15 protein-coding genes are annotated in these 12,044 nt (G+C 57.1%); 2 read left to right on the forward strand and 13 right to left on the reverse strand.

Features of this window, described 5'->3' with window-relative positions; translation table 11 throughout:
* From ABIE11_RS17435 to ABIE11_RS17485, 11 genes are all read right to left on the reverse strand, one after another.
* Nucleotides 1-1,692, reverse strand: a complete 1,692-nt coding sequence (locus tag ABIE11_RS17435) for a glycosyltransferase family 2 protein (RefSeq protein WP_429184979.1) — start codon at nucleotides 1,690-1,692, stop codon at nucleotides 1-3.
* Nucleotides 1,683-2,036, reverse strand: coding sequence for a hydroxymyristoyl-ACP dehydratase (locus tag ABIE11_RS17440; RefSeq protein WP_100778534.1), 354 nt, complete (start codon nucleotides 2,034-2,036; stop codon nucleotides 1,683-1,685). Before ABIE11_RS17440 ends, ABIE11_RS17435 begins: the two co-directional genes overlap by 10 nt.
* Nucleotides 2,023-3,384 carry an acyl-CoA synthetase gene (locus ABIE11_RS17445; RefSeq protein WP_102105301.1) on the reverse strand — a complete coding sequence of 454 codons (1,362 nt, stop codon included), beginning with the start codon at nucleotides 3,382-3,384 and terminating at the stop codon, nucleotides 2,023-2,025. The genes ABIE11_RS17440 and ABIE11_RS17445 overlap by 14 nt, the downstream gene beginning before the upstream one ends.
* A complete protein-coding gene (locus ABIE11_RS17450; protein ID WP_429184980.1) occupies nucleotides 3,377-3,961 on the reverse strand; it encodes a hypothetical protein in 585 nt (194 codons plus the stop codon). Before ABIE11_RS17450 ends, ABIE11_RS17445 begins: the two co-directional genes overlap by 8 nt.
* Nucleotides 3,962-3,967: 6 nt before the next feature.
* The gene (locus ABIE11_RS17455) at nucleotides 3,968-4,219 is read right to left on the reverse strand and encodes an acyl carrier protein (RefSeq protein ID WP_100780796.1); all 252 of its coding nucleotides are present in this window, start codon (nucleotides 4,217-4,219) and stop codon (nucleotides 3,968-3,970) included.
* Nucleotides 4,220-4,232: 13 nt separating this feature from the next.
* Nucleotides 4,233-4,490, reverse strand: coding sequence for a phosphopantetheine-binding protein (locus ABIE11_RS17460; protein ID WP_100778537.1), 258 nt, complete (start codon nucleotides 4,488-4,490; stop codon nucleotides 4,233-4,235).
* Nucleotides 4,471-5,286, reverse strand: coding sequence for a lysophospholipid acyltransferase family protein (locus tag ABIE11_RS17465; protein ID WP_429184982.1), 816 nt, complete (start codon nucleotides 5,284-5,286; stop codon nucleotides 4,471-4,473). The genes ABIE11_RS17460 and ABIE11_RS17465 overlap by 20 nt, the downstream gene beginning before the upstream one ends.
* Nucleotides 5,283-6,005: a beta-ketoacyl synthase chain length factor gene (locus tag ABIE11_RS17470; RefSeq protein WP_429184983.1), complete on the reverse strand. Its 723-nt coding sequence runs from the start codon at nucleotides 6,003-6,005 to the stop codon at nucleotides 5,283-5,285. Before ABIE11_RS17470 ends, ABIE11_RS17465 begins: the two co-directional genes overlap by 4 nt.
* A 64-nt stretch (nucleotides 6,006-6,069) precedes the next feature.
* Nucleotides 6,070-7,134: a methyltransferase gene (locus tag ABIE11_RS17475; protein ID WP_429184984.1), complete on the reverse strand. Its 1,065-nt coding sequence runs from the start codon at nucleotides 7,132-7,134 to the stop codon at nucleotides 6,070-6,072.
* Between the two features lie 69 nt (nucleotides 7,135-7,203).
* A complete protein-coding gene (locus tag ABIE11_RS17480; RefSeq protein WP_100780797.1) occupies nucleotides 7,204-7,593 on the reverse strand; it encodes a hypothetical protein in 390 nt (129 codons plus the stop codon).
* Between the two features lie 296 nt (nucleotides 7,594-7,889).
* Complete coding sequence (locus tag ABIE11_RS17485; RefSeq protein ID WP_100778541.1) at nucleotides 7,890-8,939, reverse strand: AI-2E family transporter; 1,050 nt, start codon at nucleotides 8,937-8,939, stop codon at nucleotides 7,890-7,892.
* A 144-nt stretch (nucleotides 8,940-9,083) separates the two neighbouring features.
* Here ABIE11_RS17485 and ABIE11_RS17490 point away from each other — a divergent pair, with 144 nt between their 5' ends.
* Entirely contained in the window at nucleotides 9,084-10,298 is a 1,215-nt protein-coding gene (locus ABIE11_RS17490; RefSeq protein ID WP_429184987.1) for an MFS transporter, read from the forward strand.
* Between the two features lie 6 nt (nucleotides 10,299-10,304).
* On the opposite strand, the gene ABIE11_RS17495 is transcribed toward ABIE11_RS17490, so the two are convergent.
* The gene (locus ABIE11_RS17495) at nucleotides 10,305-10,862 is read right to left on the reverse strand and encodes a DcrB family lipoprotein (protein ID WP_100778543.1); all 558 of its coding nucleotides are present in this window, start codon (nucleotides 10,860-10,862) and stop codon (nucleotides 10,305-10,307) included.
* Between the two features lie 72 nt (nucleotides 10,863-10,934).
* Entirely contained in the window at nucleotides 10,935-11,600 is a 666-nt protein-coding gene (locus tag ABIE11_RS17500; protein ID WP_100778544.1) for a 7-cyano-7-deazaguanine/7-aminomethyl-7-deazaguanine transporter, read from the reverse strand.
* Nucleotides 11,601-11,790: 190 nt separating this feature from the next.
* Between ABIE11_RS17500 and tusA the strand changes: the two genes are divergently transcribed.
* Nucleotides 11,791-12,033 carry a sulfurtransferase TusA gene (tusA, locus tag ABIE11_RS17505; RefSeq protein ID WP_100778545.1) on the forward strand — a complete coding sequence of 81 codons (243 nt, stop codon included), beginning with the start codon at nucleotides 11,791-11,793 and terminating at the stop codon, nucleotides 12,031-12,033.
* Nucleotides 12,034-12,044: the final 11 nt, after the last annotated feature.

Genomic DNA, 12,044 nt, shown 5'->3' on the forward strand with positions numbered 1-12,044 from the left:
TTACTCCTTCTCTTTGGCATCCGGCAGATGCCAGAAATCGAAAAAATTAAACCAGTCGAGCGGCGACATGAGCGCGTAATGCTCGAGGCGTTGTGCATAGCGATCAACGGCCTGCTGCAACGCCTGCTGGCGCTCGCCGCGCGGCAGTAGCAGCGGATCGGCAAAGGTTTCGCAGTGAATATGCAGCTTGTCCTGCTGGCGCAGCGCGAAAATCAGTGCCACCGGGCAGCGCAGAATAGAGGCGAGAATAAATGGCCCCTGCGGGAACGGAGCCTGTTTTCCCAAAAACTCACTCCAGATCACGCGCCACTCGCCGCCGCGCTGAGGATTGACGGCGATGCGATCGCCGACGATCGCCACCCATTCACCGCGATCGAGCTTCTCTTTCAGGGCGATGGCGGTTTCCGGCCCGATATCGGTGACGGGCATCAGGTTTAGCCCGGCCTGGGGGGCCATCTCCTGCATGATCTGTTTAAAGCGCTGGGCGTTATCGCTGAACACCAGCGCGTTGATGGTTTTGCTGCCGTCGAGTTGGGCCAGCGCGCGGCAGGCCTCGACATCGCCGAGATGCGAGGCCAGCAGCAGCTTGCCCTGTGGGGCCTCAACGTTCAGCGCTTCGCGCGCGCCGGGCGCAAAGACCACATCCCGGTTCATCTTCAACTCGCCGCGCCAGCCCGCGACTTTATCCAGCATCGAATTGCCAAAGCGCATAAAGTGGAAAAAGCTGTTACAGCGCGGCGGCAGCGGGCGATGTTGTGCGTGAAGTACGTCAGTCACGCGCGCCAGCCACTGCTGCGACGCCTGTCGCGCCGGGCGGGCGATCAGCCAGTAAACGCCGATCACCGGCCACAGCAGCAGGCTGAAGGCGTGGCGTCCAAAAAGCTGCCAGACGCGCAGCATCAGGCGCATGCCCCACAGCCCTTTTACTTCCTGCTGCTCGGCCCAATGCTCGCGACGGCGACGCAGCAGAAGCGAAGGCATACGCGGCAGCATGCCGAAGAACAGGCGGGTGTGCATCAGGGAGATGCGGACGTTGTCTTTCAGGGCATCGAAATGAGACAGGCCATCGTGGGGATAGGTCACCCGCGTCGGCACAAAATAGCTGGTGTTGCCCTGCCAGTAGAGGCGGACCATCACTTCCGTATCAAAATCCATCCGCTTGCCGAGGGTGGCGTGTTCTGCCAGTTTCAGCGTGGGGGCCACAGGATAAACGCGGAACCCGCACATGCTATCTTTCAGCTGCAGCGACAGGGTTTCGATCCACACCCAGACGTGGGTGATCCAGCGGCCATAGAGGCGCGAGCGGGGGATCGAATCATCATAAATGGGCTGGCCGGAGATCAGCGCAGCCGGGTGGCGTTCGGCCAGCGCTAACAGTTGCGGAATATCTTCAATGGCGTGCTGTCCGTCGGCATCCACCTGCACCGCGTGGGTAAACCCTGCGCGGGAAGCCGCCTCCAGCCCATGAATAACTGCCGTGCCTTTGCCGGCATTTTCCGGCAGCCGGATGAGTGTGACCTGCGGATAGGCACCCGCCAGGCGTTCCAGCTCCAGACGGGTGCGCTCGTCACTGCCGTCATCGACGATCAGGCACGGCAGTGCACACGATTCCAGCCGCGACAGCACGCTCGCCATCATCGCGCCGTGGTTGTAGCAGGGGATCAGCACGCAGGGGCGGAACGTCAGCGACATAACCGGATCTTCCCGCTGCTGGCGGTGTGGCGCGCGTCGCCGTCGTGACGCTGATAGCTAAAGGTGAGGATCTGGCGTTCGGCATTCCAGTTGAGCGTCAGCGTGACGGTGGCATCCGGCAGCAGCGGCGCCTGGAACTTTACATTCTGAATGCTGTGAAAACGGTATTCCGGAGCCAGCAGCGTGGTGGCGTAGTGCATCACCCAGTCGAGCTGTGCGACGCCCGGCAGCAGCGGCTGCACGGCAAAATGGCCCTGGAACCAGAACAGCATCGGGTCGAGATGCAGGACAATCTCAAGATTCTGTGGCTGCGACTGGTGGCGCTCGATTTCATGGATTTTCATGAAATAACTCCTGTAACTGCGCATAGACACGCTTGTTCATGCTGTTGACGGGCATCTCATCGATGATCCGCCAGTAGCGCGGCACGGCGACCGGCTCAAGCCACGGCAGCAGGGCGCGGCGCCAGGCAAACTCCTGCGCTTTATTACCTTGCTGATGCAGACGCTGACGCGCGTCGTCGTTCAGCACCAGCAGCACGCCGATACCCTGGCGACCCCCGCGTGTGACGGGCAGGGCGGCGACTTCGCGAATGCCGTCCAGCGTCAGCAGACGCTGCTCAATTTCATTGAGCGAAACGCGCTTCTCTTCGATTTTGACCACCCGGCCACGGCGACCGGCGATGCTGAACGTTCCGTTATCCTCAAAGTGCAGGATATCGTCGAGCGGTAAGCCTTCGGCCTCGTGGATCAGCGGCGAGGTGACATGGCAGGTCTCCCCTTCGTGACGGAAATGCACGCCGGGGAACGGAAGCCACGGAATCGACGCCTCCTGACGATGCCGCCAGGCCAGAATGCCGGTCTCAGTGCTGCCGTAAATTTCATCCGGCCAGACGTTCATCCAGCGATGCGTGGCGGTGACATCATCCCACGGCAGCATACCGCCCGCAGAGAGCAGCATTGCCACGGGAGGCGGCGCAAGCTGGGTGTCGAGACGCTTCAGAAACGCCGGACTGCTGATAAATACGTAGCGCCGGTCATGGGGCAGCGCCGCCAGCTGTTCGGCGTAGTAGAGCATTGCCGCGTGCAGCGGCAGCCCCTGCGACAGGGGTAAAAAGATGCGGAACGTCAGGCCGTACAAGTGCTGCGGCACCACGGAGGCGACAATACTGCAGCCCGTCAGACGCTCGCCAAAACGGTCGGCCAGCAGGCTGGCTTCGCGATCGAGGCGGGCGACAGGCTTTATGATGCGCCGCGGTGCGCCGGTCGAGCCGGAGGTGAACAGCTCGACAAAACTGTCTTCGCCAATCGGCGGCAACGGCGTAAAGGCGTCTGCGCTGCGACGGGCTGAATTCACCACGATCAGACGGCCCTGATAGCTCAGGGTTTGATCGCTCAGCACGCCGCTGAACAGTGCGCGCTGCTCTTCAAGCAGCGACACGCGGCTATGACCGGGGATCACCGGCGTTTTTCCCGCATGCAGCGTCGAGAGCAGGGCGACGATAAACAGGTAGCTGTTTTCAAAGCACAGCGCCCAGCGCTCGCCCTCCTGCTGACGGAGCATGTTGGTCAGGGAGGAGACGTCGTGACGGAGCTGCCCGAGTGTCCAGGTGTGATCGTCAAGCCAGGCGATCGGCGTATCATCCGGGCGCGGCGCGTTCAGCCACTGCCCCAGAGGAAGGGGTTTAGTCATGTGCTTCACTTTTTTTAATCACCCGTTGACGCACCAGCCACTCCGTCGCCATGAGCGTCCCCATCAGGATGTACGCGATCATGCCGTTCCACAGCGTCCAGAGCCGCATATCGCCGTGGATGACGGTAAACAACGCCACCGAACCGTTCACAATGAAAAATCCGCACCACACGCGGGTGACATTGCGGGTGTAGCGAACGCCTTCCGGCGGCAGTTGGGGATCGCGCAAACGCGCCAGCCGTTCGACCAGCGGCATAGCCGTCCACAGAGAACCGCCAAACACGGCCAGCATCACCAGATTCACCACCACGGGATAGAGCAGTAGCCACTGGTGCGCTTTCAGCAGATAGCTCGCCGTGCAGAGGGCAATGCCCGCCAGCGCCACGCTTTGCACCACAAAGCGCATCGGCCCGGCGTTATGCCGCGCCTGACGCAGGCGACAGACCAGCAGCGCCATCAGCGGCAGCAGCCAGTGCAGGCTGTTGTGCGTCAGCCCAAAGCCAATCAGAAATGGCCAGGCGAGCAGCATCAGCCCCGTCAGCAGCGGGATGGCCGGAAAAGATCGTCCGCCACGCATGGCGTCTTACTCTTCGCGCAGAAGCTGTTCTACAGCGTCCACCACGTCCTGAACGGTACGCACCGATTTGAAGGTTTCAGGTTTGATTTTTTTGCCTGTTTTCTTCTGCAGGTGAACAATCATGTCGACGGCGTCGATGCTGTCCAGCTCCAGATCTTCGTACAGGCGCGCCTCGGGAGAGATCGCGTCCGGTTCGATTTCAAACAGTTTGGTCAGGAGTCCGCAGACTTCCTGATAAATGGCATTTTGTTCTGTCATAGCAAATTCGTTCTCAGGCGCGTTGGGCATGGATAAATGATGCCAGCGTGGCGACGGAATAGAAGTGCTGACGCATCTCTTCGCTTTCCGCAGAGAGCACAACCCCGTACTGGTTTTTCACTGCCAGGCCAAGCTCCAGCGCGTCGATGGAATCGAGGCCCAGGCCATCACCAAACAGCGCCGCATCCGTTTCGATATCGTCGGCGGTAAGTTCGTCCAGATTCAGCGTAGAGATAATAAGATTTTTAATTTCAAGATAAAGCGCTTGCATCATTAATTCCTGACAAAGATTGAAGGCCTGATGTTAAGCGATGCTGCAGATGCCGGTTCAGCTGGCGCGCTGCCAGAGCCGGTTCTTGTTCTGTTGCATCGTAAAAATCATGAATATTGACCCGTTCACGGACATCAACCGTGAAGAAGGGCTTGCGCGGCGGTACGTCGTACCAGCGGCTTTTTTTATCGAGCAGGTGCTCGCTGCAGTGGATCACCACCACCCGCAGATCGCTGCCGCAGCGCACGGCGATATTGGCCGCACCGCGTTGCAGCGTCATCGCTTCCCCGACGCGGGTGCGCGTGCCTTCGGGGAAAATCAGTAAGGTATCGCCCTGTGCCAGACGTCGCTGGCTGGCGGCGAGCAGGGTATCTGCTTCACTGTTGATCAGATAATCCGCTGCCCGAATCACGCCGCTGACGAAGGGGTTACGCAGCAGGGCGCTTTTCACCAGGCAGTCGGTTTCTGGCATGACCGAGGCGAGGATTACGTAATCAATCAGCGTCGGATGGTTGGCGATGACAAGGCAACCGCGCTCGCTGCGCAGGGTCTCAAGGTTATCAATGCGGTAATCCAGCACGCCCGTCAGGCGCATGACGTTCATGAAGAAACGAAAGCTGGCGGCGATACTGCGGCGTGCCAGCCGACGGCGTTTGACGCGATCGCGCTGAACAATCAGCAGGAGATTAAACCAGACCAGCGACAGCAGCAGACCGCCCACGCCAAACAGCGCGAAGCAGAATCCGGTCATGACCAGACGCCATAGCCGATTAATCGTGCTGGCTAACGCGTTCATGCGCGGGACCACTGCCACAGCAGGCGCTCACCGGAAACCACAAACTGCGGCTCGCCAGTAAGATAACGTTGCAGGAACATCAGGCTTTGCGGCAACGGCGGCTCTTCGCCGAGGCTGCCAGAACGGGTTTCGCAGCGCAGCGCATTACCGGCTTCGATGACTAACGCCATCGCATACGGCCAGGTGGGCATGTGTGCGGGTAAATGAGGGTGGTAAAACACCGGCAGTGAACCGTCGAAATCGACCAGCAGAACGCGGGCGTAACCCGCCTGCAACATGCACAGCACTTCACATAAGCCCTGCTGGAAGGTGTCCAGCCCGGCGGAGAGGGAAGAGGAGACAATCGGCTGGCGCGCGGCGATGGTGAGATTACCCACGGAAGAGTTGTGCACAGACATGGCGAAATCGGTGGGCGACACGGCCTGATCCGTCGCCAGGGCATGCAGAATGCGGTAGTTGCGCTCCAGCTCGCCGTGACGGCTGGTGTAGACCACGGCGTCGATGGCGTGCTTGCGCAGCATCGACAGGCCGCAATCGACGGCCAGCTTGCTGCCAGAGTTGAGGCGACGCGCGGTCATCATCGGCAAATCAGTGAGTTTTGCCTGTGGCGCAGTGGGATCAATGGCGATCGAATCGCGTGACCACGCCTGCCATTGTTCGGCATCACTGAGACCCGGTGCTCTGGCCTGCCAGTCGATAATGTTAAGTGCAAATTTCATCTACGCGCGTCCGCGATCTATCGTCATTAAATAACGGCGTCAGCCGTCAGGTATTTCACAGAATTTATTGTTCGTTTTTTTGACAAATCAGTAAGGTATGCCCTAACCCTAAATTGTCCAGTCGTTGCTCTACGTGGAAACCCGCCTGCTCCAGGTAGTGATAAAATTTCTCGGCGCTATAAAAGCGACTATTGCCATTCGCCATGCAGGTGAAATAGAGCGAGGTCGCGTTCAGGCTGAACGAGGCCGCTTCGAATTTCTGGGCATCCCAGAACAGCTCCATAATGCATAACCGTGCGCCCGGCTTCATGACCTGAGCCACGTTTCCCAGCATGGTGACAATCTGATCGGGAGAGAAGCAGTCGAGGAACTGGCTCATCCACCACACGTCAGCTTCGCCCGGCAGTGCCGCGTTGCTAAGCATATCGACAGCATGGAACCCAATGCGATGAGATAATCCTGCAATTGCGATATTTTCCTGCGCCAGCGCTATTTGCTGCGGGAGGTCGAGGATCGTAATGGCGACATTTTCATCATAGCGGCAACAGCGTAATGCCCATTTACCGGTATTTCCGCCTACATCGTACAATTTTGTCGGCTTGCTTGCGAATATATATGGCAAAGCGGCATCAAAAGCGGCGTCAGAATAGTAATGATCAAACGCAAACCAACTCTCTTTCGCCTGCGCCGGTAATTGCGACAATGCAGGATAGATAGTCGGCCATTCGCCAAATACCGATAATCCCGCGGGTTTTTCCTGTTTAAGGGAATCGGAGAGGTGGAATAAACCCTGATAACAAACGTCCTGGGTAAAATCCATATTTACGCGCGTCATGGTGTCATGCAGAAGAAAATGGCCTATTTTTGCCAGGTAGTACAGCCCCTCTTTATGGGTAACGATCCGTCCGCTTAATCCCATATCCAGCAGGACGCTCACTGCATATTCATTCAGTGTGCTATTTTCAACAATCTCATCCAGGCATGCACCCTGTTTTCCCTGTTTATCCAGCCAGGCTAAAACGCCAGAGTTACGCAGACAGAGCGCGGTTTGAAACAACATCGGAGCAAAAGCGATACGTTGTGCTTCTGTAATGGCATCCAGCGCACTGAGCGAATCCGTTTCGTACATTATTGCGTAACCTTTAACTGGTCAGAGAAATACGTTATCGGGCCGATAGCGGCCCGACTTTAAACAAATTTACTGCGCGGCGCTTCTGGCGAGATTCAGCTGAATATCTTTGTCGAGATTGCGAACCCAACGGTTGTAATTTTTATGAATCTTACCGTCGCTGGCTTTCAGGTTTAGGCTATTTTCGTAATTAATTGAATAGCTTGTGGCCGTGTACGGGATGCGCACTTCGGCGCTATGGTCGCGTGCCTGCAGGCGGCCTTTGATCACACCCGGGCTGACTTCGGTCATAATCCAGTCGCGCTGAAGACCGGCTTTCAGAATCGCCGACTTAACCTGCTCCGCAGAATGGCCCGCGCTGACAGTAGAATGAACCTGATCAACCGGGGCAGTACGCGCACAGCCTGCCAGCGCACCCATAATGGCAAACGCCGCACACCATTTCACAATCTTCTTCATCAACAACTCCGTATCAATAATAGTGATTTCGTCCGCGATATTCACGCAATATAATCCTTAAGATAAATTGAAACCATTGCGATAAATATCATTCTTGCGTTATTTCTTTTTTTTCATTGCCAATTTAACTTTAATTAACGCGATAGCAATGTAGACAACGATTTTGTTATCGGCTTTGCTAAGAGAATATTCACTTAAATATAACAATTATGCCGATTTAAAAAAATCGGCATAGAGTGTATAGACCTGATGAGGAACGTAAACCTACCCCGGTTGGTAGGTTTATGCTGAAAACGTTATCCGGGGAGTCGGCTTTTCGGACGTCCTGGTCCGAGAAGAATCGCCAGTTTCCCGCCGCCTTTCGTGGTCTCCATCCATATTTTACAGACGCTGGTCAGCGGCACCGAAAGGAGCATTCCCACGGGGCCAAGTAGCCATCCCCATATTAATAATGACAAAAAGACCACCATTGTCGACATACCCAGACGGTGGCCCATCATGCGCGGCTCGACGATATTCCCGAGCACCATATGCACCGCCAGAAATAGCGCGCCCACCAGCATACATTCGTAAAAGCCGTTGAACAGAAACGCCTGAATCATCGGCGGCACGGCAGAGAGCACCGCGCCGATGTTAGGCACGTAGTTGAGCAGAAACGCCAGCACGCCCCACATAAGCGCGAACTGCACGCCCATCAGCGCCAGCCCCAGCCAGACAATCGCCCCGGTCCACAGGCTCAGCAGCGTTTTCAGCGCCAGATAGTGTGAAACACCCTTCAGGGCGCGGTGCAGCCCGGCGATGTGGATTTGCGGATTGTTCAGGGCGAAACGCAGTTTGTACGGTACGTGGCGCACTTCGAACAGCATAAACACCACCGTCATCACCAGCAGTAAAATGCTGGCCATCGCGCCAGAAAGCCCGGTCATCAGGGTGGTGGCGAAGGTCATGACTTTTTCGGAGTCCATGCGTCTCAGCATGCGTTCAGGGGAGATGTGCAAGTTGAGGAACGGCAGCATCTGCTGCAGATCGACAATCTTGCGCGTCAGCTCTTTATTGTATTTCGGCAGCAGGGTGGAGAACTCACTCAGCGACGCCGCCAGCACGCCAAACAGCGCGGTCAGCACGATGAGCATCACAATGACTACGATGGTGATGGCAAGCGGACGCCGCACGCCACGTCGAATAAACCAGGTAACTAACGGATTGAGAACAATGGCAAAAAAAAGCGCCAGCAACAGCTGAACGATAATATCCGCCGCCGCGTGAATGCCAGCGAGGATCACCACCAGACAGGCGAGCTTTAATAAAATGTGGAGGCCCGTCTTGTCGGGCTGGGGGGTTGTCATGCTGATTCCTTTTGTTGTGTGCCCGTTAAGTGTAGCGCCTGGAGACCGCTGCGTTTGACGCCGTTAATCTGAAAGTCACTGCTGCTTTTCGCCCCATGACGTGGTAATAGTGAAACACTGTTGCAAAATTCCAGGTAGAACCTCATGCCCGTACCTGCCGCCGAACCGGCGCTGAGCGGATTGCGCCTCAATCTGCGCATTGTTTCTGTTGTCATGTTTAACTTCGCCAGTTATCTCACCATTGGGCTGCCGCTGGCGGTTTTGCCCGGTTACGTCCATGACGTGATGGGATTTAGCGCCTTCTGGGCGGGGCTGGTGATTAGCCTCCAGTATTTCGCCACGCTGATGAGTCGCCCGCAGTCGGGGCGCTACGCGGATCTGTTTGGCCCGAAAAGTATTGTCGTGGTGGGGTTGTGCGGCTGTTTCCTCAGTGGCCTGAGCTATCTGCTGGCGGCGACCACCAGCGGCTGGCCGATGGTTAGCCTGGCGCTGCTGTGTCTCGGGCGTGTGATTCTGGGCATCGGCCAAAGCCTGGCGGGCACCGGCTCGACTCTGTGGGGCGTGGGCGTCGTCGGCACGCCGCATATCGGGCGCGTGATTTCGTGGAACGGGATTGTCACCTACGGCGCGATGGCTCTCGGTGCGCCGCTTGGCGTGGTGTGTTACGCGTGGGGCGGGCTGCACGGGCTGGCCATCACCATTATGGTGGTGGCGCTGATTGCAATTTTACTGGCGCTGCCGCGTCCGAAAGTGAAAGCCAACAAAGGTAAACCGCTGCCGTTTCGCGCGGTGCTCGGGCGCGTCTGGCCTTACGGCATGGCACTAGCGCTGGCCTCCGCCGGTTTCGGTGTGATCGCCACCTTCATCACCCTCTTTTACGATGCCAAAGGCTGGGACGGCGCAGCGTTCGCCCTGACGTTGTTTAGCTGTGCCTTCGTTGGCACGCGGTTACTCTTCCCGAACGGCATCAACCGCCTCGGCGGGCTGAACGTGGCCATGATCTGCTTTGCCGTGGAGATTGTTGGCCTGCTGCTGACAGGCATTGCCAGCGAGCCGTGGGTGGCGAAAATCGGCGTGTTCCTCGCGGGCGCGGGCTTCTCGCTGGTCTTCCCGGCGCTGGGCGTGGTGGCGGTGAAAGCTGTGCCACAGCAAAACCAGGGCTCTGCACTGGCGACCTATACGGTATTTATGGATATGTCCTTGGGCGTGACCGGTCCACTGGCCGGGCTGCTGATGGCATGGGCGGGCGTTCCGATGATCTATCTGGCGGCGGCGGGGCTGGTGGGCGTGGCGCTGTTGTTGACCTGGCGCCTAAAAAAACGGCCCTCGGCGCAAGCGACGGAGGCCGTTGAATCGTGATGAAAATTACTTGATCACGACGGTATTAATGATGTTTTCCGCAGCGGTTTGTGCCTTCTGCTGATCGTCAGCAGGCAGGGTGATTTGCATGGTCAGCAGTTTGCCGTCCACTTTACCCAGCACCACGGAGGAGTAAGCGGTCTGGCCTTTGGCAGAGATAATGCTGTCCAGCTGTTGCAGGGTGTGGCCTTTCAGTTCGATGGACTTGTTGGTCACGACCTGCAGCTGCGGATCGCGGCTACGCTGTTGATCTTCCAGACGCTTGGTCAGCACGGCCAGGTCTTCGCTGGTGTCGTCACCGACAATCACGATCACCGCTTTCTGCCCGGTGGCGTCTGAATAGACGTGCATGTTGTTCGCCTGGGTACCCAGCTTGCCGCTCTGATCGGTCATATCCGCCGGCAGAGAGAAACTGAGTTTGCCATCCATCAAATTCACCGGTTGTCCGGTGGCGTTACTTTCAGCAGACGCGCCCTGAGCAGGGGTCTTCGTATCGCTGTTATCACAGGCCGCAAGACCCACAACCAGCAGGCCAATCCCGACATATTTAACCAGATTGCGCATTGACTTCTTCCTTTCGATAAACGGCCATAACGGCTCATTTGTCCATCTTATCACAACTGATAAAGCGAACCTTTAACCAGCCTGTAATGCAGACATTTCGGATTTATCCGCCAGCCTTTTCAGCAGCATATTCAGCAGCACGCCGTACATCGGCAGGAAGAACACAATGCTGATCAACACTTTGAAGCAGTAGTCCACCAGCGCGATCTCCATCCAGTGGGCGGCCATAAAGGCATCCGGGCTGCGCCAGAAGGCGATAAAGAAGAAGGCGAGGGTATCGCTGACGTTACCGAACAGCGTGGACGCCGTCGGTGCCATCCACCAGCGGTGGTTCTGTCGCAGGCGGTTAAAGACGTGGACGTCGAGGATCTGCCCCAACGCATAGGCCATAAAGCTGGCGGCGGCGATACGGGCGACAAACAGATTGAAGTGCGTCAGCGCTTCAAAGCCCTGCCAGCTTCCCATATAGAACAGGGAAGAGATGACGTAGGAGATGAACAGCGCGGGCAGCATCACCGCAAAAATAATGCGTCGGGCCAGCGGCGCGCCGAAGATGCGCACGGTCAAATCTGTCGCAAGGAAGATAAACGGGAAACTGAACGCGCCCCAGGTGGTATGGAAACCAAAAATAGAGATGGGCAACTGCACCAGATAGTTACTGGAGGTGATCACCAGCAGATGAAATAGCGATAGCCAGAACAACGCTTTTACGCGCTGCGATTGAGAGAACTGCGTCATATTGTGACCTTTTTATGATTTGGGGTGAGGGAACCCAATAAAAACCTACCGGGGTAGGGTTTAAAGCCGCCGCATAATACTGCTTTTGGAGGGTATTGCAATGGCTAATTTTCGCGCAATCGTTAACCTGGTTTGCTTTGCCGAAAACGCGGCGTAAACTACAGCCGTTTTTGATGTGAATGAGAAGATGATGACCAACCTGTTTTCCAGCCCTGACCACACGCTTGATGCACAAGGCCTCCGCTGCCCGGAGCCGGTAATGATGGTGCGTAAAACCGTGCGCAACATGCAGACCGGCGAGACGCTGCTGATCATTGCTGACGATCCTGCCACCACCCGCGATATTCCGGGCTTTTGTACCTTTATGGAACACGAGCTGGTGGCGCAAGAGACGCAATCGCTGCCGTACCGGTATCTGCTGCGCAAAGGATAATCGCGGTTGCC

Origin of the sequence: Lelliottia sp. 489, from assembly GCF_050435885.1 — a bacterium.
Taxonomy (GTDB): domain Bacteria; phylum Pseudomonadota; class Gammaproteobacteria; order Enterobacterales; family Enterobacteriaceae; genus Enterobacter; species Enterobacter nimipressuralis.

Excerpts from the sequence above, each read along its gene's own strand:
- ABIE11_RS17435 (WP_429184979.1), bottom strand. The coding sequence starts at position 1,692 with ATGTCGCTGACGTTCCGCCCCTGCGTGCTGATCCCCTGCTACAACCAC.
- ABIE11_RS17440 (WP_100778534.1), bottom strand. The coding sequence starts at position 2,036 with ATGAAAATCCATGAAATCGAGCGCCACCAGTCGCAGCCACAGAATCTT.
- ABIE11_RS17445 (WP_102105301.1), bottom strand. The coding sequence starts at position 3,384 with ATGACTAAACCCCTTCCTCTGGGGCAGTGGCTGAACGCGCCGCGCCCG.
- ABIE11_RS17450 (WP_429184980.1), bottom strand. The coding sequence starts at position 3,961 with ATGCGTGGCGGACGATCTTTTCCGGCCATCCCGCTGCTGACGGGGCTG.
- ABIE11_RS17455 (WP_100780796.1), bottom strand. The coding sequence starts at position 4,219 with ATGACAGAACAAAATGCCATTTATCAGGAAGTCTGCGGACTCCTGACC.
- ABIE11_RS17460 (WP_100778537.1), bottom strand. The coding sequence starts at position 4,490 with ATGCAAGCGCTTTATCTTGAAATTAAAAATCTTATTATCTCTACGCTG.
- ABIE11_RS17465 (WP_429184982.1), bottom strand. The coding sequence starts at position 5,286 with ATGAACGCGTTAGCCAGCACGATTAATCGGCTATGGCGTCTGGTCATG.
- ABIE11_RS17470 (WP_429184983.1), bottom strand. The coding sequence starts at position 6,005 with ATGAAATTTGCACTTAACATTATCGACTGGCAGGCCAGAGCACCGGGT.
- ABIE11_RS17475 (WP_429184984.1), bottom strand. The coding sequence starts at position 7,134 with ATGTACGAAACGGATTCGCTCAGTGCGCTGGATGCCATTACAGAAGCA.
- ABIE11_RS17480 (WP_100780797.1), bottom strand. The coding sequence starts at position 7,593 with ATGAAGAAGATTGTGAAATGGTGTGCGGCGTTTGCCATTATGGGTGCG.
- ABIE11_RS17485 (WP_100778541.1), bottom strand. The coding sequence starts at position 8,939 with ATGACAACCCCCCAGCCCGACAAGACGGGCCTCCACATTTTATTAAAG.
- ABIE11_RS17490 (WP_429184987.1), top strand. The coding sequence starts at position 9,084 with ATGCCCGTACCTGCCGCCGAACCGGCGCTGAGCGGATTGCGCCTCAAT.
- ABIE11_RS17495 (WP_100778543.1), bottom strand. The coding sequence starts at position 10,862 with ATGCGCAATCTGGTTAAATATGTCGGGATTGGCCTGCTGGTTGTGGGT.
- ABIE11_RS17500 (WP_100778544.1), bottom strand. The coding sequence starts at position 11,600 with ATGACGCAGTTCTCTCAATCGCAGCGCGTAAAAGCGTTGTTCTGGCTA.
- tusA (WP_100778545.1), top strand. The coding sequence starts at position 11,791 with ATGACCAACCTGTTTTCCAGCCCTGACCACACGCTTGATGCACAAGGC.